Annotated in this window: 18 protein-coding genes and 1 tRNA gene; 12 read left to right on the top strand and 7 right to left on the bottom strand. The window is 34.4% G+C overall.

Annotation, left to right across the window (positions count from 1 at the left end):
• Nucleotides 1-45 precede the first annotated feature (45 nt).
• The 5 genes from porK to C8N41_RS06670 all read left to right on the top strand — a co-directional run bounded on the left by porK (nt 46) and on the right by C8N41_RS06670 (nt 5,843).
• Nucleotides 46-1,392 (top strand): type IX secretion system lipoprotein PorK/GldK, encoded by a 1,347-nt coding sequence (gene porK, locus C8N41_RS06650; protein WP_449488931.1) that lies wholly within the window; start codon nt 46-48, stop codon nt 1,390-1,392.
• A gap of 76 nt (nt 1,393-1,468) precedes the next feature.
• Nucleotides 1,469-2,104 carry a type IX secretion system motor protein PorL/GldL gene (gene porL / locus C8N41_RS06655; RefSeq protein ID WP_092444547.1) on the top strand — a complete coding sequence of 212 codons (636 nt, stop codon included), beginning with the start codon at nt 1,469-1,471 and terminating at the stop codon, nt 2,102-2,104.
• Nucleotides 2,105-2,152: 48 nt separating this feature from the next.
• Complete coding sequence (gene porM / locus C8N41_RS06660; protein ID WP_092444545.1) at nt 2,153-3,724, top strand: type IX secretion system motor protein PorM/GldM; 1,572 nt, start codon at nt 2,153-2,155, stop codon at nt 3,722-3,724.
• Nucleotides 3,725-3,787: 63 nt separating this feature from the next.
• The gene (gene porN, locus C8N41_RS06665; RefSeq protein WP_092444543.1) at nt 3,788-4,699 is read left to right on the top strand and encodes a type IX secretion system ring subunit PorN/GldN; all 912 of its coding nucleotides are present in this window, start codon (nt 3,788-3,790) and stop codon (nt 4,697-4,699) included.
• A 100-nt stretch (nt 4,700-4,799) separates the two neighbouring features.
• The gene (locus C8N41_RS06670; protein WP_115838650.1) at nt 4,800-5,843 is read left to right on the top strand and encodes an NAD(P)/FAD-dependent oxidoreductase; all 1,044 of its coding nucleotides are present in this window, start codon (nt 4,800-4,802) and stop codon (nt 5,841-5,843) included.
• Here the strand turns inward: C8N41_RS06670 and C8N41_RS06675 are convergent, their stop codons facing one another.
• On the bottom strand, nt 5,844-6,251 hold the full coding sequence (locus C8N41_RS06675; protein ID WP_115838811.1) for a DUF983 domain-containing protein: 408 nt from the start codon (nt 6,249-6,251) through the stop codon (nt 5,844-5,846).
• Nucleotides 6,252-6,361: 110 nt separating this feature from the next.
• On the opposite strand from C8N41_RS06675, the gene C8N41_RS06680 reads away from it, so the two are divergent.
• The 7 genes from C8N41_RS06680 to C8N41_RS06710 all read left to right on the top strand — a co-directional run bounded on the left by C8N41_RS06680 (nt 6,362) and on the right by C8N41_RS06710 (nt 15,410).
• Complete coding sequence (locus tag C8N41_RS06680) at nt 6,362-8,269, top strand: ABC-F family ATP-binding cassette domain-containing protein (protein ID WP_115838651.1); 1,908 nt, start codon at nt 6,362-6,364, stop codon at nt 8,267-8,269.
• A gap of 75 nt (nt 8,270-8,344) precedes the next feature.
• A complete protein-coding gene (locus tag C8N41_RS06685) occupies nt 8,345-9,484 on the top strand; it encodes an efflux RND transporter periplasmic adaptor subunit (RefSeq protein ID WP_115838652.1) in 1,140 nt (379 codons plus the stop codon).
• Nucleotides 9,484-12,681 (top strand): efflux RND transporter permease subunit, encoded by a 3,198-nt coding sequence (locus C8N41_RS06690; protein WP_115838653.1) that lies wholly within the window; start codon nt 9,484-9,486, stop codon nt 12,679-12,681. The genes C8N41_RS06685 and C8N41_RS06690 overlap by 1 nt, the downstream gene beginning before the upstream one ends.
• A complete protein-coding gene (locus C8N41_RS06695) occupies nt 12,671-13,990 on the top strand; it encodes a TolC family protein (protein ID WP_092447718.1) in 1,320 nt (439 codons plus the stop codon). Before C8N41_RS06690 ends, C8N41_RS06695 begins: the two co-directional genes overlap by 11 nt.
• A gap of 11 nt (nt 13,991-14,001) precedes the next feature.
• Nucleotides 14,002-14,184 (top strand): CPXCG motif-containing cysteine-rich protein, encoded by a 183-nt coding sequence (locus C8N41_RS06700; protein ID WP_115838654.1) that lies wholly within the window; start codon nt 14,002-14,004, stop codon nt 14,182-14,184.
• Between the two features lie 132 nt (nt 14,185-14,316).
• Nucleotides 14,317-15,162, top strand: coding sequence for a leucine-rich repeat domain-containing protein (locus C8N41_RS06705; RefSeq protein WP_092444531.1), 846 nt, complete (start codon nt 14,317-14,319; stop codon nt 15,160-15,162).
• Between the two features lie 175 nt (nt 15,163-15,337).
• A tRNA-Met gene (locus C8N41_RS06710) sits at nt 15,338-15,410 on the top strand.
• 211 nt (nt 15,411-15,621) lie between these two features.
• On the opposite strand, the gene C8N41_RS06715 is transcribed toward C8N41_RS06710, so the two are convergent.
• The 6 genes from C8N41_RS06715 to C8N41_RS06740 all read right to left on the bottom strand — a co-directional run bounded on the left by C8N41_RS06715 (nt 15,622) and on the right by C8N41_RS06740 (nt 23,417).
• On the bottom strand, nt 15,622-15,954 hold the full coding sequence (locus C8N41_RS06715) for a CCC motif membrane protein (protein WP_115838655.1): 333 nt from the start codon (nt 15,952-15,954) through the stop codon (nt 15,622-15,624).
• Nucleotides 15,955-16,218: 264 nt separating this feature from the next.
• A complete protein-coding gene (locus C8N41_RS06720; RefSeq protein WP_115838656.1) occupies nt 16,219-17,211 on the bottom strand; it encodes a T9SS type A sorting domain-containing protein in 993 nt (330 codons plus the stop codon).
• Between the two features lie 18 nt (nt 17,212-17,229).
• A complete protein-coding gene (locus C8N41_RS06725) occupies nt 17,230-18,714 on the bottom strand; it encodes a glycoside hydrolase family 30 protein (RefSeq protein WP_249033246.1) in 1,485 nt (494 codons plus the stop codon).
• Between the two features lie 17 nt (nt 18,715-18,731).
• Nucleotides 18,732-20,150, bottom strand: a complete 1,419-nt coding sequence (locus tag C8N41_RS06730; RefSeq protein WP_115838813.1) for a glycoside hydrolase family 30 protein — start codon at nt 20,148-20,150, stop codon at nt 18,732-18,734.
• A gap of 42 nt (nt 20,151-20,192) precedes the next feature.
• Complete coding sequence (locus C8N41_RS06735; protein WP_115838657.1) at nt 20,193-21,932, bottom strand: SusE domain-containing protein; 1,740 nt, start codon at nt 21,930-21,932, stop codon at nt 20,193-20,195.
• A gap of 9 nt (nt 21,933-21,941) precedes the next feature.
• Complete coding sequence (locus C8N41_RS06740) at nt 21,942-23,417, bottom strand: RagB/SusD family nutrient uptake outer membrane protein (protein WP_115838658.1); 1,476 nt, start codon at nt 23,415-23,417, stop codon at nt 21,942-21,944.
• Nucleotides 23,418-23,421: the final 4 nt, after the last annotated feature.

A 23,421-nucleotide genomic window follows, 5' to 3' on the forward strand; every position in this document is an offset into this window, starting at 1 on the left:
CCTCAAAAATAATAAGGACTAATTTAACCTAGAGTTACTATGAATATTAAGAAGTTTATTTTACTAACCACAGTACTAGTTATGGTAGCCAGTTGTAATTCTGGAGATCGAGGACAATTGGTTGGTGTACAAGGTAAGAAATGGCATCCAGAAAAGCCCTACGGAATGACATTAGTACCGGGTGGAGCTTTTATAATGGGTAAATCAGATGATGATTTAGCTGGAGTTCAAGACGCGCCAACAAGAACAGCTACAGTTCGCGCATTCTACATGGATGAAACTGAGATTACAAATAGCGAGTATCGTCAATTCGTGGAGTGGGTAAGAGATTCTACTCTAAGATTAAAATTAGCTGAGATGGCTGACTTAGAAGGAAAAACACCTGGAAACGGAGATATAGGTGAGTTTGCATATTTAGATGCTAACCCAGAAGACCTTAATGCTTACGAAAGCTATATGGTTAATACCTATGGTAACGAACAGAGAAAAATTAATCGCGACGCTGAGTTGTATTTCAATACGGATGATTATCCAGATGAATTGTATGCTGAAGTTATGGATGGTATGTATCTACCATTAGAAGAGTCATACAACGGTCAACGTACTTGGGATGTAAAGCAATTTAAGTTTCAGTATACGTACATGGATATTCAAAAAGCTGCTAAAAATAGAGGTTTAAAGCGTTCTGAGGTTGTCGTTCAGCAAGAAGTAGAAGTATATCCAGATACTACGGCTTGGATTAGAGATTTTGCATATTCTTATAATGAGCCAATGCATAATGATTATTTCTGGCATGATGCTTATGGAGATTATCCAGTAGTTGGTGTTTCTTGGAAACAAGCTCAAGCGTTCTGTCAGTGGAGAACTTTATATCACAATGCAGATAGAAAGAAAAGAGGAAGACAGCCTGTAAATTCATACAGATTACCATCTGAAGCGGAGTGGGAATATGCTGCTCGTGGAGGATTGCAAGGAGCTTCATACCCTTGGGGTGGACCATATACCAAAAATGACAGAGGTTGTTTTATGGCTAACTTTAAACCATTACGTGGTGATTATGCTGCAGATCAGGCTTTATATACTGTAGAGGCAGATGCTTATGATCCTAACGATTTTAACCTTTACAACATGGCTGGAAATGTTTCAGAATGGGTAAACGGTTCTTATGATCCTGCATCTTACGAATTTGCATCTTCAATTAACCCTAATGTCAATGATCCAGATAATGCACGTAAAGTGGTAAGAGGTGGGTCTTGGAAAGATGTTGCTTATTTCTTACAAGTAAGTTCTAGAGATTACGAATATGCGGATTCTGCGAGAAGCTATATCGGATTTAGAACAGTTCAAGATTACATGGGAACTGAAGTAACTAAAAACGCAGCAACTAATTAAACTTAACTTAAACCTAATATTAATCCTAAATGAGTCCTAATTAACCAAGCTCATTTGAAAACAAAAATTTAAAATCATGGCACAAAAGAAATTATCAACAATGAATATGGTCTACGGACTTGGAGCTGCAATTGTAATTATTGGAGCATTATTCAAAATCCAACACTGGCCTTATGGATCCCTTATCCTTACCCTAGGTATGATTGTTGAAGCAATAGTATTTACAATCTCTGCTTTTGAGAAGCAAGGTGATGATTTAGACTGGTCTTTAGTATATCCTGAATTAGCTGGTGGACAATCAGTAGGTAAAAAGAAAAAAGCAATAGAAGAACCTAAAGATGCAGAAGGTATGTTATCTAAAAAATTAGATAATTTATTAAAAGATGCAAAAATTGATGGAGCACTTATGGCTAGCCTTGGTGATAGCATCAAAAACTTTGAAGGTGCAGCAAAAGGAATCTCTCCAACTGTAGATTCTATGGCAGCTCAAAAGAAATATAGCGAAGAAATGTCTTTAGCTGCTGCTCAAATGGAATCATTAAACAGTCTTTACAAATTACAAGTTGAAAGCGCTAACAGACAAGCTGCTATCAATGAAGAAGCTGTAGAAAATGCAACTAAATTAAAAGAACAAATGCAATCTTTAGCATCTAACCTTTCATCTTTAAATGGTGTATATGGTGGTATGTTAACTGCAATGAACAAGAACTAATTGGTTTTTATAATCATATTAATTAATAATTAAAAAAACTAGTTAGAAATGGCAGGAGGAAAACAGTCCGCAAGGCAAAAAATGATTAACTTAATGTATTTGGTATTTATTGCCATGATCGCTATGACCATGTCAAAAGAAGTACTTTCTGCATTTGGGTTAATGAATACTAAATTTGACAATGCTAATGAGTTAGCAGCAGCTTCAAATGAAGGTATTTTAGATCAGTTAGAAAAAAAGGCTGAAGAGAAACCAGAAGACTTCGCAGTTGTAGCAAGTAAAGCACAACAAATAAGTAAAGTATCTGATGCATTTTACAAATTTATCGAAACTGTTAAGGAAGAAGATATTGTAAAAAAAGGAGGATACGAAAGAGAAGAGAACGGTGAATTACCTTACGAAGAAATGGATAAGGGAGATAAGCTTGATGAATTATGGTTCACAGGTGACCGTTATACTAAGAGAGGTGATGAAATCGTAGCAGCAATAGAAAAGTATAAATCTGATATTAAAGAGATTGTAGGCGACGATGTAAAATGGTCTAAAGTAATTGAAAGCTTTGAAAAGCGTTTCAGCTTAGAGCCAATCGTTGATAGTGAAGGAGCAAAAAAGAAATGGTTAGATTATCATTTCCAAGGATTTCCAGCTATTGCTTCTTACACGAAGTTAACAGCAATGCAAAACGATATTAAGGCGACAGAAACTAATATGTATAACGGTTTCTTAGGAAACTTAGTAACTGAAGCGGTATCGTTAAAGAACTATAAAGCTATTGTATTAGCTGATAAGTCTGCGTTTTTTGCAGGTGAAAAGTTTCAAGGTAGAGTTGTGTTAGGTAAATACGCGAATGTAACACCTACAAAATTAAACGTACAAGGTCAAGAAATTGATTTAACAAATGCTATCGATTCAACAGGTGCTGCAAAGTTAGACTTTAACGTAGGTAATGTTGGTGAGCACCAAGTAGAAGGTCAATTTACTTTTATTGAAGATGGTAAGCCATTAGATATTCCAATTATTGGGAACTATGTTGTAGTACCAAGACCTAACTCTGCAACGATTTCTGCAGATAAGATGAACGTTGTTTATCGTGGTGTTGCTAACCCAATGACGATTTCTTTTGCTGGTGTACCAGATAATAAAGTTAGAGCTACAGGAGCAGGACTTAAGCCTTTAGGTAAAGGTAAATATGTCATGAATCCTGGTAAAGGTAGAGAAGTAACAATTAGTGTTACTGCAACATTAGACGATGGTACGCCTGCTAATGATAAGAAGACGTTTAGAATTAAAGATATCCCAAAACCTACAGGTACAATTTCTGGTCAGGATGGTATGGTAAGATTACCTAAACGTAACTTAGAAATTGGTACAATTGGTGCTAAATTAGATGATTTCGTATTTGATTTACCAATTAATGTAACCTCATTCCAAGTTAAAGTTCCTGGTCAACCAACAGTTAATGTTGCAGGTACAAAGATGAACAGTCAAGCTAAAGCAGCAATAGGTAGAGCAAGAGCTGGTGATGTTATAACAATCTTTAATATTAAAGCTAAAATTCAAGGAAATTCTAGCTACCAATTAAAAGGAGTTTCAACAATTACCGTAGAGGTAACGAACTAATAATTCATTGTTGCATTAACAAGCATTATTAAAAGAAAATCCCAAATTATAATAAACGATAAGATGAATTTAAAAAGCTTTTTATGTATAGGATTAGGTGTTTTAGCCGCAAACAGTATGTTTGCACAGGCTAATATCCTAAATGCAAAAATACCAGAAGAAATTGGTATGAAAACTGAAGCGCAGTTACTTCTAGATAACGATAAGCCTTTAGAGTATGGATATGTTGGTGATAGAGATATCTTATTTTCAAAAATGACTTGGGAAAAGATTGTTTTAGATGAGCGTGCTAATTTTCCTTTATATTTTCCTATTGAGGAGAACCTAGGTGATGATAGAAAATCATTGTATATGGTGCTTATGGAAAATATTACTAATGGAACGATACCAAAAGTATATGCTGATGCGTATTTCACTGAGGAACGTACTATGGAAGATTTGGCTCCTGCTTTAGTAATGGAGAGAATTACTGATGTTGGTATTGACTGGATGAATGCTGAAGGTGTTACTGATACGGCTTTAGTGCCAGAAGAATATAAAATCCGTAGAGAAATTGGTCCTGCAGATATTAATTCTTATTTAGTTAAAGGACTTTGGTATTTTGACAAGCGTCAAGGAGAATTAAAGTATCGTATCTTAGGTATTGCACCAGCAGCACCAGATGTTAACTTTATCGATTCTGATGACGAAGCTAATAAAGAGCCTATCGGTTTATTTTGGATATTCTTTCCAGAGATAAGAGATATTCTGCACGAAGCAAAAGCTTTCAACAATAAGAATAGTGCTGTACCATTATCTTTCGATCATTTATTAAACAGTAGACGCTTTAGTAGTGTAATCTACAAAGAAGAAAATGTGTATGGTGATAGAGAAGTAAAAGAGTATGTTGCAGAAAATGCGTTAATGCAGCTTTTAGAATCTGAACGTATCAAAGATAAGATCAGAAACTTTGAACAAGATATGTGGAGTTACTAGTTAACTTGAACATAATATATATAAACGCCCACTTAGAAAGTGGGCGTTTTTTATTTATCATTCCGTTATTGACAGCAATCTTTTTGATATTTTCGTAGCTATGAAAGAAGTAGATTATATTATAGTTGGGTGTGGATTGGCAAGTATCGCTTTCTGTGAGAAATTAAGAGCTAATAATAAGACGTTTTTGGTTTTTGATGATAGTTCTCAACAGTCCTCTATTGTGGCAGCCGGATTATATAATCCTGTAATTTTAAAGCGTTTTTCTGAAGTTTGGAAAGCAAAAGAACAACTCACATTAGCCATGCCGTTATATACTAACATAGAAAACGAACTTAAGATTAAAATAGATTATAAATTAAGAATTCTACGACGTTTTACGTCTATTCAAGAACAGAATAAATGGTTTACGGCTTCAGATAAACCATCATTAGAGCCTTATTTAGCTTTACAACTGATTACAAATAATAATAAAGAGATTGATGCTCCTTTTGGCTTTGGAGAAGTTTTACATGCTGGTCGTTTAGATACAGAGAAGCTTATTACATGCTATAAAAACTTTTTAAAATCTAAAGAGCAACTTTTAGAGGAAACCTTTATGTATAGTGCTTTTCAAACTAATGAAGTTGACGTTATTTATAGGAATATAAAGGCGAAACAGATTGTATTTGCAGAAGGCTTCGGTGTTAAACATAATCCGTATTTCAACACCATTCCTTTAACTGGTTCTAAGGGTGAAATATTAACTATTAAAGCCCCAGATTTAAAAATTGACTATGCCATTAAATCATCCGTATTTATCATTCCTTTAGGTGACGATTTATATAATGTAGGTTCTACTTATAATAATACCGACAAATCAAATACTCCTACAGTTGCTGCAAAGGAAGAACTGATTTCAAAATTAAAAACATTTATAACATGCGATTTCGAGGTGATTAATCATATTGCAGGAGTAAGACCTACAGTTAAAGATAGACGGCCATTAGTAGGTAGGCACGCTACACATGCCAATTTATATGTACTTAATGGGCTTGGGACAAGAGGAGTTATGATTGCACCTTACGTAGCTGAGAAATTGTTTGAGCTAATTGAATATAACAACTCCTTAGATCCTGAAATAGATATTCATCGTTTTGGTTAATTACTGCTTTGCAGATTTTACACCAGATTTTTTAGCGAGTTCTTTATCGTAACTCATAAAGAGATTGATCCAGATATTACGAGATAATCGCATAATTATCGGCATAAAACCAATTAGGGTGGCTACGATAGCAATAAATGCTACAGTTAATGACGACCCTAATATATTATAACTAATAATAAAGGCAGCGACTGCAAAGGCAATACCAACAGCGTAACTGACGTACATTGAACCATAGAAAAAAGAAGGTTCAATCTGATATTTGGTTTGACAATGAGAACAACTTTCTTTCATTTTTATTACTTCAGAAAGTACATAAGGATTTTTATTCTGATACATGGACTCTTGATGACATTTTGGACATACACCAAAAAGAATACTATAAAGTTTCATTCCTTTTCTAATCATAACTAAAACCTTTACTTTTGCGTTTTCTAAGACATTGCGAAGATAAAATAATATAACTGAAGCACTGTAACAATTGTAACGTAAATACAATCGTAATATTCACAAAACTTATGCTAAATATCCATAACCTTTCTATTTCTTTTCAAGGAGAATATCTTTTTGAAGACATTTCTTTTAAGCTTGGTCTTGGTGACCGCATTGGTTTAATCGGAAAAAACGGAGCAGGTAAATCAACCATGTTACGTATTTTATCTAAAGAGCAAGAAGCAGATTCTGGCCAAATGGCTGCAGATAAGGATATGAATATCGGTTTCTTAAAACAAGATATTGATTTCGACTTAGGAAAAACCGTATTAGAAGAATCCTACCAAGCCTTTAAGGAGATTAAAAAATGTGAGGTAAAACTTGAGGAAATTAATACGCAATTAGCAGAGCGTACAGATTATGAGAGTGAAGCTTACCATCAGCTAATGGTAGATTTGAATGATATTCAACATCAATATGAAATACTTGGAGGTTATAATTACCAAGGTGAAACTGAGAAAATTCTACAAGGATTAGGTTTTAAACGTGAAGACTTTAATAAATTAACAGATACTTTTTCTGGAGGTTGGAGAATGCGAATTGAGTTGGCTAAACTCTTACTTCAAAATAATGATTTATTACTTTTAGATGAGCCAACAAACCACTTGGATATAGAATCTATTATTTGGTTAGAAAATTTCTTAAAAGGCTATAGTGGAGCAGTGGTTATTGTCTCTCATGATAAAATGTTTTTAGACAATGTTACAAATCGAACTATTGAGATTTCATTAGGAAGAATATACGATTATAGTAAACCTTATTCACAATTTTTGGAGTTGCGTAAAGAGATGAAAATTCAACAATTAGCAGCTCAGAAAAACCAAGAAAAACAAATTCAGCAAACAGAAAAACTAATTGAAAAATTTAGAGCCAAAGCTTCTAAAGCTACCATGGCGCAATCTCTGATTAAAAAATTAGATAAAATAGATCGAATTGAAGTTGATGAAGACGACAATAGTGTAATGTCTTTAAATTTTCCGGTTTCAATTACTCCTGGTAAAGTTGTTGTAGAATTAGAAAATGTGTCTAAAAGCTATGGTGATTTACAGGTATTACACAATGTTAGTTTAAGTGTGCCTAGGGATGTTAAAACTGCTTTTGTGGGACAAAACGGTCAGGGAAAGTCAACCTTGGCTAAAATAATTGTTGGTGAATTAGAACATGAAGGGACATTAAAGTTAGGGCATAATGTACAGATTGGCTATTTTGCCCAGAACCAAGCCGAGTATCTAGATGGAAATAAAACCGTTTTAGATACCATGATTGATGCTGCTAATGAAACAAATAGAAGTAAGGTTAGAGACATATTGGGCTCATTCTTGTTTAGAGGAGAAGAAGCAGATAAATATGTGAGAGTGCTCTCGGGTGGAGAACGAAATCGTTTAGCTTTAGCGAAGTTGTTACTACAACCCTTAAACGTCCTTATTATGGATGAGCCTACCAATCACTTAGATATTAAATCTAAAAATGTTTTAAAAGAAGCCTTAACTAAGTTTGAAGGCACTTTAATTTTAGTATCTCACGATAGAGATTTTCTTCAAGGGTTAACAGATACGGTTTACGAGTTTAAAGATCAAAATATTAAAGAGTATTTAGGTGATATTGATTTTTACTTAGAACAACGTAATCTCGAAAATCTAAGAGAAGCTGAAAAACGAACGGTAGTTGCAGATAAACCTAAAGAAAGCAATAAGCAGAGTTACGAAGACCAAAAGAAATTAAAATCCTTAAATAATAAGTTAAGTAATATTGAATCTAAAATTAGTCAGTTAGAAAAGGACATTAAATCCGATGACCTTAGACTAGAAACAGATTACGATAAAACGGCATCAGATCCTAAGTTTTTTGATGATTACCAAGACAAGAAAAAAATGTTAAGCAAACTCATGGAAGATTGGGAAGCTGTTCAGTTTGAATTAGAGGCGCTTTCCTAAGAATAATTAAGATTTTTTTAACGTCAGCACATGTCGATAAAGTTAGTTTTGTAATTTATTGACGACAACGAGCTTATGTTAAGAAAAATTATTCTATCTGTTTTAGGAGTTGCACTGATAATAGGTGCCATTATTTTTGCAAATTATCTTATAGATAACAAAAACAAACCCAAACCTGTAATACCTAAGGTTATTAAAACGGTTTTGGTAGATACAGTAAAAAACTCGAGTATTCCAATCGTTATTTCAGCGAATGGAAATTTAACTGCTTTACAACGCGTAGAGTTGTATTCTGAAGTGCAAGGTTTATTTCAAACGGGTTCAAAATTATTTAAACCAGGCCAGAAATTCAATAAAGGAGAGACATTAATTCGATTAGATGCCTCAGAATACTACGCTAGTGTGCAGTCTGCTAAAAGTGACCTTTATAATAGTATTGCTGCGATAATGCCAGATTTACGTTTAGATTTTCCAGATGTATTTCAAAAGTGGCAAACGTATTTAAATAACTTCGATTTAAATAAAACAACGCCAACCCTTCCAGAAATTTCAGGGGAAAAAGAAAATTACTTTATTACCGGTAGAGGTATCGTTAGTACGTATTACAATGTAAGGAACTTAGAACAACGACTCACTAAGTATAGAATTATTGCTCCATTTTCAGGTATATTAACCGAAGCCTTAGTAACAGAGGGCACCTTAGTTAGAAACGGTCAGAAATTAGGGGAATTTATCAATCCATCCGTTTACGAAATGGAAGTAGCGGTAAGTAAGTCGTTTGCCGATATTCTAAAAGAAGGTGAAGCTGTGACTTTAACAAATTTAGATCGTACTAAAACTTATGAAGGCAAAGTGTCTCGAGTTAATGGTAGTATAGATGCTACAACTCAGACGATAACCGCTTATATTGAGGTGAAACATGAGGATCTTAAAGAAGGCATGTATCTTGAAGCCAATTTAAATGCTAATAAGGTTGATAATGCAATAGAAATCGATAGAAATCTTCTCTTAGATACTGAAGAAATTTATGTGATAAAAGATAGCTTACTTGATGTTATTCCTGTAAAACCCGTTCATTTTTCTAATACTAGTGTGGTGTTAAGAGCGGTTCCGGATGGTACTATAATTTTAAGAAAACCTGTTCCAGGTGCTTATGCAGGTATGCATGTAAAAAGCGCAGTAAATAGTGATAACACCTCTGATTCTGTTCAGTAATGAGAAAGATAATTGAATATTTTATAAGATATCATGTAGCAGTAAATGTACTAATTATTGCTTTTATTGTTTTTGGTCTTATTGGAGCGCTTTCACTGAAGTCATCATTCTTTCCGCTTAATGAAACCAAGATTATTACCGTAAATATTAACTATCCTGGTGCTTCACCTCAAGAAATAGAAGAAGGTATTGTACTTCAAATTGAGGATAATCTAAAGGGACTAAGAGGTGTAGATAGAGTAACGTCCACGTCCTTAGAAAATAGTGGAACCATAACTGTAGAGATTGAAAAGGGTGAGAATATCGATTTCATGCTTTTAGAAGTTAAGAATGCGGTAGATAGAGTACCTTCTTTTCCAACAGGTATGGAGCCATTGGTAGTTTCTAAACAAGAAATTGTAAGAGAAACGATTTCATTTGCTATAAGCGGAAAAAATATTCCGTTAGTTACGCTTAAACAATTAGCTCGTCAGATTGAAACCGATTTAAGAGGTATTAAAGGTATTTCTCAAATTGAATTATCTGGTTTTCCTGAAGAAGAAATAGAAATTGCAGTTAATGAATTAGATCTATTAGCGTACAACCTTACCTTCGACGAGGTGGCTTCAGCCGTGAGTAGTTCAAATATTTTAGTAACAGGTGGAAATGTAAAAACCGTTGCCGAAGAGTATTTAATTAGAGCTAACAATCGTCAGTATTATGGCAAGGAACTTTCAAATATTATTGTAAGAGCATCTTCTGATGGTAAAGTAATTCGATTAAAAGATGTTGCTGTAATTAGAGATCGTTTTTCAGAAACTCCGAATGCCACATATTTTAATCAGAATTTATCGGTTAATATTGCCGTTACCAGTACAAATAACGAGGATTTAATTTCGTCCGCAGATAAGGTAAATGAATACATTGAAGAGTACAATCAGATGTACAACAATGTACAACTAGAAGTGGTTAATGATAGATCGATTACATTAAACCAACGTACGCAATTGTTAGCAGAAAATGCCATTGCAGGTATGTTATTGGTATTACTGTTTTTATCGATATTTTTAAATACAAGATTAGCGCTTTGGGTTGCTTTCGGATTGCCGATATCGTTTTTGGGGATGTTTATGTTTGCATCTCAATTTGATGTTACCATCAATGTATTATCACTTTTTGGAATGATAATCGTTATTGGTATTTTAGTTGATGATGCGATTGTTATCGCAGAGAATATTTACCAACACTATGAAAAAGGAAAGTCACCGATTAGAGCTTCAATAGATGGAACTCTCGAGGTTATTCCACCAGTGGTTTCAGCAATTCTTACTACAGTTTTAGCATTTTCTTTATTCTTCTTTTTAGATAGTAGAATTGGAGAGTTTTTTGGTGAGGTAGCGGTCATTGTGATATTAACCTTAATAGTATCGTTAATTGAAGCTCTAGTTATTTTACCGGCTCACTTAGCACATTCTAAAGCATTACGAGCTCAGAAAGTGGATGACAATCCGTCTAAAATAAAACAGTTTTTCTCATTTATGAAAAACCTCAATCGAGGTGGTGATCGTTTTATGTCGTTTTTAAGAGATAAAGTTTATACTCCGGCTTTGAATTTTGTATTAAGCTTTAAAATTTTATCACTAGGTATTTTTGTTGCGCTGTTGGTTTTAACCCTTGGTTCTCTTGGAGGTGGTATTATAGGTGTTACTATTTTTCCTAGAATAGCAAGTGATGCTGCCAATATTGAATTGGTAATGCCTGCAGGTACAAATGTAAAAATTACTGATTCTATCATTTCTATGATTGAAGAAAAGTCATTTATCGTTAATGAAGAACTTACTGAGAAATATCTAAAAGGTACCGGAAAACAATTATTCGAAAATACTATTGTTGATATCAGCAGCAGTTCTAGTGCCAGATTAAGAATTAACCTTTTGCCAGGTGAAGAGCGACCAGATGAAATTAAAGCGGATTTAGTAACCAATAGATTAGAAGAATTGGTTGGCCCTGTTATAGGAACTGAACGCCTTATTTATGGTTCAGGTGGTAATTTTGGAGGAAGTCCGGTTTCGGTATCGTTACTAAGTAATAATATTGAAGAGCTAAAAGCATCTAAACTAGAGCTTAAAAAGTATTTAGAATCTAATCCTTTACTTAAAGATATTGGAGACAACGATCCTGCAGGTATAAAAGAGATACGTTTAGAGCTTAAAGAGAGTGCGTATTTATTAGGTCTCGATTTAAGAACAGTTATGTCTCAGGTACGTTCTGGTTTCTTCGGTGCTCAAGCTCAGCGTTTTCAACGTGGACAAGATGAAATTAAAGTTTGGGTACGTTATGATCGTGAAAATAGAAGTTCCATTAATGATTTAGACGCCATGCGAATCGTTACACCAACTGGTGAACGCGTGACGCTCAAGGATATTGCAAATTATAGCATCGTAAGAGGAGATGTGGCCATTAATCACTTAGAAGGTAAGCGCGAGATTCAAGTGTATGCAGATTTAAAAGACCCTAGAACAAGTAATACTGATATTTTAGACGATATTAAAACAGTATTTATTCCTAAATTACAATCGAAATACCCAACTATTAATGCATCATTTGAAGGGCAAAATCGAGAAGCAGATAAATTAACTGGTTCGTTATCCGTTGCCGGTCCTATTATTTTATTATTAATTTATATCACTATAGCGTTTACGTTTAGAAGTTATTCGCAACCTTTATTGCTCTTATTACTTATTCCGTTTAGTTTAACTGCAGTAGCTTGGGGACACTGGATATTAGGATTTCAAGTGAATATTTTATCATTACTAGGAATCATAGCTTTAATTGGTATAATGGTGAATGATGGTTTGGTGCTCATTGGGAAGTTTAATGGTAATTTAAAGGAAGGAATGCCATTTGATGTGGCCCTTTCTGAAGCTGGAAAATCGCGTTTTAGAGCTATTTTCTTAACATCGTTAACTACAGTGGCAGGTTTAGCACCTTTATTATTAGAAAAAAGTAGACAGGCCCAATTTTTAAAACCAATGGCAATCTCTATTTCTTTCGGAATCGCTTATGCCACCATTTTAACATTGCTGGTTCTGCCTTTATTTTTATCATTTAGTAATACCATTAAAACGAATAGTAAATGGCTTGTTACAGGAAATAAGGTCACTAAAGAAGAAGTAGAACGTGCCATAAAAGAACAAAATGAAGCAAATGAACACTAAATACATATTTACCTTTTTGTTTTTTGTATGCTGCATTGGTTTGCAAGCACAAGAAGTTTTAACAAAAGACCAGGCTGTATCTAAAGCTTTAGAAAATAATTATGGTGTAAAAATCGCAAAAAATGCGGTTTCAGTTGCCGAGAATAACACTAGTATTCTTAATACAGGATTTTTACCAACCCTTACGGGTAGTGCAGGAGCAAATTATAACTTAGATAATACTGAAGCTGAATTTTCTGATGGTAGTCCAGATGCTGTATTAAATGGTGCTGAAAGTTCTAATTATAATGCCAGTATTACTTTAAACTATACAATTTTTGATGGCTTAGGCAGACGCTATAATTACAAACGCTTAAAAGAGCAATACCAATTATCAGAATTACAAGCTAGAGAAACTATAGAAACCACCATACTTCAGTTATTTTCTGTGTATTATAACGTAGCTCAACTCTCAGATAACTTAAATGCACTTGAAGAGACCTTACAAAATACCAAAGACAGATTAATAAGAGCGGAATATCAATTTGAATATGGTCAGAATACTAAGTTAGAAGTCTTAAATGCAGAAGTAGATATAAATACCGATAGTATTAATATTATTAATACAAAACAAGATTTAAAAGTTGCTAAGCGCGATTTAAAATTAGTATTAGGCGAAACTTACATTAATGATTTTGATGTAGAAACAGAGGTGAAGTTCGCACTTCAGTTTCAAAAAGATAGTTTATTACAAAAAGCTAAATCTAGAAATGTAGCTTTACTTCAAACAGAGAAGAATATTTTGATTAGTGAATTAGATATTAATTCCGGAAAATCGGCCTATTTACCTACTATTGGTTTATCGGGCTCTTATGGATGGAATCAGAGTGATAATAATGCGGTATCACTTTTAGCGGTTTCTACAAGTACTGGCTTAACGGCAGGTGTTAGTTTAAGTTGGAATTTATTTGATGGTGGCGCCACGATAACTCGAGTAAAAAATGCCCAAATAAATTTAGAAACACAAAAGCTTGAAAAGGAACGTATTTTACTAAATATTGAAAGGGATTTTAATAATGCGTGGGATAATTATCAGAATAAATTAGAAATTTATAACATTCAAGAAAAAAATATAGTCACAGCTCAGAATAATTTTGATCGTACACAAGAGAAATTCAAAATCGGACAGGTCAATTCTATTGAATTTAGACAAGCACAAGTAAATTTACTCAATGCCGAATTAAGCCGAAATCAAGCCAAGTTCGCTGCGAAATTATCCGAGTTGGAAATACTTCAGATTAGTGGTGAACTATTGAATGTTCAATTTTAGAAGAGTCAATTATGGATGAACACTTCTTTCAATATCCATATTGCTGGGAACAAATTTCGATGTTAGTAGACTTGTCTCAAAGCTATCAAAGTTATATTGAAGATTGCGAAACGTGTTGTAACCCCATTCAAATAAAAGCACATACAAAAAATGGAGAAATAGCTAGTTTCCTAGGCACAAGTATTGAACAATGACTATTTGTGTTCTTAGCAGTTTTATTATTAATTTTAGCAAAATAGTGTATTTCGTCGAATAAATTTGCTTTTAAAAGTGGTTACGCCTATATTCGTGGTGTTATTGTGTCCCTCCACAAAAAATCAACCACTATGAAGACACTTAAAATAACATTAGTATTCTGCTTAATTTCTATTTATGCTTTTGCAGAAGTTTCTAAAGATCAAAAAGCCGCACTTGTAGATTTATACAATTCAACCAACGGTGATTCTTGGAGTCACTCATGGGATTTAGATCAACCCGTTTCAAAATGGTATGGTTTAACTATCGAAAATGATAAAGTTGTTGCCATTAACTTAAGTTTTAACGGCCTTCAAGGTACACTTCCTGAGTCAATTTCTAAATTATCTGATTTAAAGATTCTAAATCTATCTTTTAATAAATTGAGTGGTGAGTTACCAAGTTCTTTAGTGCGTATGATTAATTTGGAAGAGCTAAAATTATTCTCAAATATATTTAGTGGTAGAATTCCTGCAGATATTGGTCAACTCACTAATTTAAAATCATTAGAGTTATTTAATAATGATTTTACAGGTGAGATTCCAGAGTCTATAGCTCGTTTAACTCATCTAGAGACTTTAATTTTAAGTAGTAATCAATTAAGAGGTACACTGCCATCAAATTTATCGGGTTTAAAATCTTTAAAGGTATTAAGCGTTTTTGATAATCAGTTATTAGGAAATATACCATCATCGATTGGAGGATTAGCAAATCTCGAAGAGTTAGTATTATCTAATAATGCTTTTTATGGAGATATTCCAAATGAATTAGCCCAACTAACCAACTTAAAAACATTATTGTTAGGTCAAAATCAGTTTAAGGGTAATTTTGCAGCATTAAAAGATAAGCTTCCAAATATCGTAGATTTCGATTTAGATGAAGTCAATAGAAATGGCGCTTTAGCAACCTTAGACGCTGAAGAAGATGAAGAAAATTAATTTTTTGCCGTAATATAATTTTAATGTAATAACGCTCTTTAAAAAATTAGAGCGTTATTTTTTTTATTTATTCTTTCATATATCAAAATAAGTATTATCTTTGCAGTCCTAAAATGATGGTGTCGGCATTATGAACCGAAAGTTAAAAGCTAAGAAAATCATTTTAAGATTAAATCGCGGGATAGAGCAGTAGGTAGCTCGTCGGGCTCATAACCCGAAGGTCACTGGTTCGAGTCCAGTTCCCGCTACAAGGCGAAAGCTTTTTATTAACGGTTTAGTTCACGCTAAACCGTTTTTTTATGCTTTATATTTAGGGCTTCTTGGCTTATTATGATAAGCTATTGTTATTGCTTTAATATTTTCAACTCTTAAAACATTATGATGATTTATCACTACAGATAGTCTTATCTATTTTAATCGATGTTATTAGATCATCTAAGGTCTGAAGAAATAGTAGAGTTACGGTCTGTTATTTTGTAATCCTTCATTCCATCTTCTAAGAAACTCTTCAGACCAAGCATCCCATCCAATGGTTGCTAAAGTCCAAATGGTGATTCCTATTACTATTATATTTAAAACTATGCCTACAATGGCAATAAATTTTCCTTTTTGTATAGTTTTAATATTATTATAAGCTTCTAGGTTTTGTTTGTATATCTGCTCTGATTTTTTAGCAAGAATAAAAGCTATTATAGCTAAAATGATTGATAGGCCACCAAAACAAAATAGAACGCAACTCAAAATGGCTAAAATGTATATTAATCTACTATGAGGTAATTTATTTCCGTGCATATTAATGTATATGATTACAGGTTCGTATAACGTAATTTCTTTACTTAGAAGTCTACTTTCTCTACAAGATCAACAACTAATTTAATAAATAAAATTGATTATTTAATCGAAATAATTCATTGTGCAGAAACAATTTATGAGATGAAATCTAAGAGTGTGATGTAATTGATTACAATAAAGTTGGAATTGGTCTAAAAATAAGTACGCTCTATGAGTATAGTACTATAGAGCGTGCTTGCGTTATTAAGAAGGGGTTATTTTATTTTAGTACACTATAATTTTTTGAACAGTCAGGGAAGAATTATTAGCAATCTGAACAAAATAAATACCATTTGTATCCGACTGAAAGCTAATAGTTTCGCCTGAAAGTGTTTCTTTTTGCTGCTTGTTTTTAATAAGCTTACCATTTATATCAAATACGCGTATGGAAGTGATATTAGCTGTAGTATCTAAATTAAAGAATTCAATCGATCTGGTATTTTTGTGGTATACTAATCGTATTGGGTTTGCAACATTCACAGCCTCTAAACCTAGTACGGTACTGCAACCATTAAATACATCATTTATTACGCTTCCTGAACTAGTTACAGTGATGAGTCTGTTGTTTTCTACAACATATTCACATGATGCATCTGGTGTTTCATCTGTTCCCCAAGCATTACCATTAAGGTATTTATATTCGTAAGTTACAGGGTAATCTGCTGGAGTGGGTAATCTAAGTTCAACACTGTAAATACCTCCTGTCTGGTCAACAAGCTGTAAATTATCTGTAGACCAACCATTTAATGATCCTGCCATATGAACTCCATTTTCGGATAAGGAAGATTCATTAGATAAATCAATATTAAATGTGGTAGTAAATCCTGTAGAGGTGTCATTACATCCACCAAATGGTACTGGAGTTAAGTTTACAGCTTCCCCCGACTCGTTAATAAATAGAAATCGGTTACCATTTGACGCAGCACATGGCAAATTTGCGGCTTCTTCTGTTCCCCAAGCATTACCGTTTAGATATTTAAATTCATGCCAACCTGGATTGACTTGTATCGTGGCAGAATAAATACTTGTAGATCCCTCTTGTGTAAGTGGATTGCTTGTGGTATTCCATCCGTTTATAGATCCTACAACATGTACTCCGTCTGCACTCACTGTCTCCGAAGACATATCTACTTTAAAGGTAACATCTACTTGTGAAAAAGCTTGATATGATAGCAGTACAAAAAAAGCCATCAAATAATTAACGTAATTTTTTTTCATAATAATGTGATTTAAAAATTAATAAATTAGAGATTGAATTGCATGGGGCAGAATTTTATATGTAATTTCATGTGTACCTACAATGAGCTTATAGTCAATAGGTGCTTCTGTTTTATTCATGACAACAGTTACAATTTTGCCATCAGGATTTTGAAATGAAGTACTTTCAATAGTACTTCTACTGGTGGTAGTGCTAATACGTTTTGCGCCAGGTTGAATAAATTTTGAAAAATGACCTATATAATAATAGGTAGGTGTATAAATCAGTTCGTTAGTTCTAGTATCTGCATGGATTGGTGCAAAACAGAAGTTTTGAACATGGTTAGGTCCGCCAGTATGATCTAATAGTATATTCCAATCGGTCCAACCTACTGTGCCATGATTAAAATCGTTAATCATAGAGTTGCCGTAACGTTCAGCATTAGACCATCTTTGGTACGCTGTAGCGTCAAATTTTTCTTGACACCCTTCCGTAAATAATAAATTTTTGTCTGGAAAGGATTCGTTAATACTCCCTAGGTTGTCATATTTAGCATCACCACCTGTCCAAGTTTCATACCAGTGAAACCCAATTCCCCAAGCGTATTTAGAAGCTTCAGGATCTTCAAAAATAACATTAGCACGATGCGAGATTAAATCTCTGTTATGATCCCAAACCACAATATTTTTATCTCCTAAGCCGGCTTTTTCAAATGTTGGTCCTAAATAATTTTTTAGAAAATCGCGTTCTTCTTCAGCGGTATAGATACAAGATTCCCAACGTTGGGTTGCCATTGGTTCATTCTGAAGAGTGACTCCCCAAACAGGGATCCCTTCAGCTTCATAAGCCTCTATAAATTTTACATAGTAATTAGCCCAGTTTTGATTGTATTCTGGTAGTAATTTTCCACCTTGAAGCATGTTTTTATTGGTTTTCATAAAAGCAGGAGGACTCCACGGACTAGCGTAAAACATTAAATCGTCACCGATTAATCCCGTCGCTCTTTTTATCATAGGAATTCTAAATTTTCTATCGGCTTCTATAGAAAATGTATTTAAATCGGCATCCCCTTCTTCAATGTATGTAAAACTTTCTGAGCCAAAATCACTACTGTGTATACTGGTTCTAATGATGTTGTAATTAATTCCATCTTCACTATAATACGCGTTAAGCAATTCGTTTTGTTTATCAGCACTTAATTTTGCAAAGACTTCAGCAGAAGCATCTGTGATTGCTCCACCAATACCAATAAAGGATTGAAAACTTTTATTAGGATTTACAAATACAGCAATATCGGTTTCTAATGGCTGTGTGGCTTCGGTAAATGTTGATACTCCTTGGTTAGATAATCGTAATGTTGTGTTTTCTGCCGTGGTATACAGTGTGGCTTGTGTTGGTGTAAAAACCTCACTGTTCTTAGTTTTGGATTCTGTGTTTGCGGTTGTTTTAGTACTATCTATGTCGTTATCGCATGAAGCTAGTAGGATTCCGGTTAAGCCGAATATGATTTTTTTTATCATCATTAAGTAGTGTATTTAGTTTACCATACGAAAGTTCCAACAGATCCTGCTGGTAGTATCGCTGTAATGGGTTCTTGAGGTGTGTTTAGGTTAAATGTTTTTTGTGTATCAGAATTATTTAATACAATGACCACAATGTTGTCTTCAGGCGTTTTATAAGCTACATTTGGGAATTCTGTAGAATAATTAGATTCTATTCTAACAGAACCAGCCGGAACAAATTTTGAGGCATGAGCAATAATGTAGTAAGCAGGATTTCTTTCTACAGTATTTCCGTCAATAGTAATGGCGCCTAGGCATTCGGTGCATCCACCGTCTGTGTGCGGATTACTATTTGGATCTGCAGCTAAATTCCATTCTAAAACCGTTTTACTCCAGTTTCTTGGTGCTCCAACAATTAATTCTCTAATATGCCATCTTATATCTGAATAAAAATCTCCAGGCGCTTGAACCCATTGTTCCGTGAAATAAACATTTTTATCAGGATGCGCATTGTGAACTAAAGACATATTATCGATCTGACCTGCGTATAAATGAAACGCAGAACCGTCGATATAACTTTTAGCAGCCGCATCATTTAAAATTGAAATCGGATATTCAGGGTGATCTAAGTTATGATCGAACAGAATGATTTTAGTTGTAATGTTTTCTGCTTGAAATGTTGGTCCTAAATGATCTCGAATAAAGGTTTTTTGCTGTTCCGCAGTCATCACCATACTTGGATTATTATGGGGATTTTCTGGCTCATTTTGAATAGTGATGGCATCAATAGTAATATCCTCTGCAGCCATGCCTTCGATGTATTTTACAAAGTAGTTCGCGTAGGTGTCATAATATTGAGGTAAGAGTTCACCGCCTATAGTTGAGCCGTTTGTTTTCATCCAAGTTGGAGCAGACCAAGGTGAACCTAAGATTTTTATATTTGGATTTATGGCTGTAATATCTTTTAATATGGGAATGAGATTTGCCATATCTGGTTGCAATGAAAAGCTAGTTAAATCTTCGTCGGTTTGTCCGGCAGGTAAATCGTTGTAACTAAAGGTTGTGGCATCTAGATCCGAGGATCCAATACTAATTCTTAAATAGTTGACTCCGATACTGTTTTCACCTGTGCCAAAAAGCTCTTGTAATAAATTTTCTTTTGCAGAAGTAGACATACTATTAATTAACGCAGCACTTCCTCCTGTTAATGTATACCCAAATCCATCCATTTCTTGATAGGTGGTACTTTCAGAGACACTTATTGTAAAATTGTTATTATCTGATAATGGAAATATATTATTTGTCTGTAATGCTAATAAGTTGGACTGATCTGGTGTGGTTAAATAGTAATTTACTCCTACCTCTGATTGCTCTGGTGGAGGGTAATACGTGTTATCTGTATCATCGCATCCTTGTGCTACTCCTAAAAAAGTTAGAAGAATTAAAATTAATTTCATGTTTGTGCTATTTATACTAATGTTCATTGTTATCATCGTTTTTTATTGGGCTACAAATTCGTATGTACCTGTTGCGTAATCGTCACTTATCATAGTTGTAATTGTATAAGTGCCATCTGTAGATATATTTCTTATGTTAGAACCACCACCATTGGTAATTGTTCCAGATAGCTCGCTCGGAGATTCAGAACCAAAATCATTATCCCATGGTGAGAAAAACTTCATGTCATAATTTGCTGAAAGTGTTTCTGTGAGCGTAAAACTGTTAGGGTGGACATAAGTCATTAAAAATTCATTTCTATTATCCCATCCTTGGTTAATTTCATCCCAATGGAACAGGAATAAATTGTAATATTTCCATTGAAAATTTGCATTCGCAAAATTGATTGTAAATCCATAGGCTTGATCTCTATCCACTACAATGTCTCCCAGACCAGCAGTTAATGTTGCACCTTCGCTAACCAAAGCGGCATCTGGTGAAGTTGTCGACCCAATACTCATTGTGCTTGTAAATGTGTCTCCAGAACCATCTGAGGCCGTATTTAAAGAGACAACATCGCCAACCTGAAGTGCGAGGTATGCGCTGTTGGTAAACGTATCACCATCCTTAGCAAGCTCTTCAATCATATTGCCATTGACAAATAAATACAATTGATCTGGTGTTGTAAGTGGAGTAGGAGGTGTAGAGGTATCTTCTTCAATAGTGTAGGTGTAACCATTTGCAGATAGGTCTAGAGTGACTAGGAAAGTTCCTAATTGGGTAGATTGAATATCTTCGAATTCGACACCTTGGTCTGCTGCCTGAGATTCCATAATTAATGAACTTGGTGCGCCTACGATACTTTTTAATAAATAAGACCAATCTCCATTTGCTCGGAAAAGAAAGCCGCCAACATCAACAAGCTCAATAGTTGCACTCCAAATACTATTGCCTTGGTAAGAGAGTGGTTCATCTCCTCCCCAACCACCATTAATTGGCTGGCCGACCATGCTCCAATAGTCTATTTTTAATAGGCTATATGTGTTATCGTCAAGATTTACGGTAATTCTATAAACCCCATTTTCTGTGGCTGTAATTGGTAATCCAGATTTAACCAGTTCTCCATCAGATCCACCGTATTGATGTGCTGGTAAAGTATTTTCACTGTAAAATTTAAACGAATTTCCTGCGGTTAAGCTCGTATAAACTTCATGTATGTTGGAAGGGTTACCTTCAGAATTATTTAAACGTTTTAGTTGAATGGCTTCAGATAGATTATTAGCGTTTTCTGTAGCTGTACCCGAAATGTATAATCTGGTTGGGATAACTTCATCTTCAAAACGTGTGATGTCTATGGTTTGAGAAGTGTATGCTGTTTTACTCAAACTCATCGATTTTACAGCCCATGTTAATGGAGTGCTTTCGTTTGCAGTATAGCCAGAAACGGATAAGGCTTCATCTATTTCTGCGAAAGATACCACGGCAGATGTGCTACTTCCAGAATTGCTCGATGCGACTTCAAAAATTGGCGTATCAAAATTAGTGGAACCCAAAGTGTCTATAACCACTGCATAAGTAATGGCATAGCCTGCAGTAGAAATTGCAGGTTCCCAACTAAAGGTTATAGTTTCGTTAGGTGTTTCCTGATCTAGTATAATACTTTGATCTGCGGCTGGAAGCGTAATCGTTGGTGCGATTAAGTCCCATTGACCTTCGGGTTGCATGTTTTCATCCTTTTCGCATCCGGTTATAGCCATAGAAGCTATAGCAAAAAGCAAAAGGTGTTTATATATTTTTTTCATAACTGTTTTTTATAGAGGATTTTGAGTCAATGCTGTATTTCTATCTAATTCTTGTTGTGGAATTGGCAATAGTATTTTTGCTTCGGTCATATTATAATTTACAGGGCTGTTATTTCTTAAGTCTATTTCAACCAAATTATTCATTGTAGATACGGCAACATTATATCTAACCAAATCATCCCAGCGATGTCCTTCTTGAAATAATTCTAAACGACGTTCTTTTAAAATCGTAGTTCTTAGTGCGCTTTGAGAGCTTTTTTGCTCTGGAGTTAAGTCTGGTAAAGACACTCTGTTTCTAATTCTATTCACTTCGGTAGCTGCAGATTCTAACTGTCCTAATTCGTTGAGTGCTTCAGCTTTTAATAAAACAATATCACCATATCGTAATAAATACTGACGATCAGCGCTAGCCCAACCATCAGCATGTTTCCATTTGTAACTAAAAGGAATAGCACTGCCTTGATTGTTTTCCCAAAACTCATCAACCCAAGGTGCTTCCTCAAAAAGTACAGAGGCATTTTTTCTTACATCATCACCTTGCTCATCAAACGCATTTATTAAATCGTGAGAAGGAGTAACAAATTTTCGCCAAGAGTCGCCAGAGACGGATGGTGGTAATAGTAGTTGAGGACCATAGTTGCCTTCAACACCACCCAAATACTGAATTTCTATAATAGATTCGGCATTGTTATAATTATTGCCATCAAAAAGATTATTGTAATCTATCAGCGCGTAGTTAGCGGCACTACTTTCTACGGCATTTATATGATCTAATACAGCATCATAATTAGGAGTAGGTTGTTGCGCGTATGCTTTGGCTGCTAACGCGTGTGCTGCTCCAGAAGTTGCTCTGGCTTTATTTACACTAGCATCATTTCCATAGGTGTCTGGCAATAGGCTTGCAGCAGTTTCTAAATCGGTTGTAATTTGTGAATAGATTTCTTCAACGCTAGATTTAGGAATATTTACACTTCCAGGATCTACTGCTACGATGGTATTTGTGATTAAAGGAACACCGCCCCAAAGTTTTACCAATGTAAAATAGTGGTAAGATCTAAGAAATAGAGCTTCACCTTTAATTTGTTGTTTTCGTTCTTCGGTAAGTAATGGGTCTGAAATACCATCCACACGTTCAATCACTAAATTGGCTTTAGAAATGGCATTATACAAATTAGACCAATGTGTAAATAATCTTGAATGGGTTGGAGTAATCTCCAAATAATCGTATTGAAAAACTTCGGGATTATCTCCACCTGCATAAGCATTATCAGACCTTACATCTTGAAGTAAAATATTGTCCCAAACATAATATTCTGCTGATTGAAACGATTCGTATGCTCCAACAAGTGCGGCTTCAATCTGACCGGCAGACTCATAAGCATTGCCACTTGTTTCTTCTGAAATAGGTTTCAAATCTAAATAATCTTCACATGAAAATATTGAGATTGAAAGTAATACGGTAATTAAATATTTATTGTATTTCATAATA

The sequence above is a fragment of the Winogradskyella sediminis genome (genome assembly GCF_003387355.1).
Classification (GTDB): Bacteria; Bacteroidota; Bacteroidia; order Flavobacteriales; family Flavobacteriaceae; genus Winogradskyella; species Winogradskyella sediminis.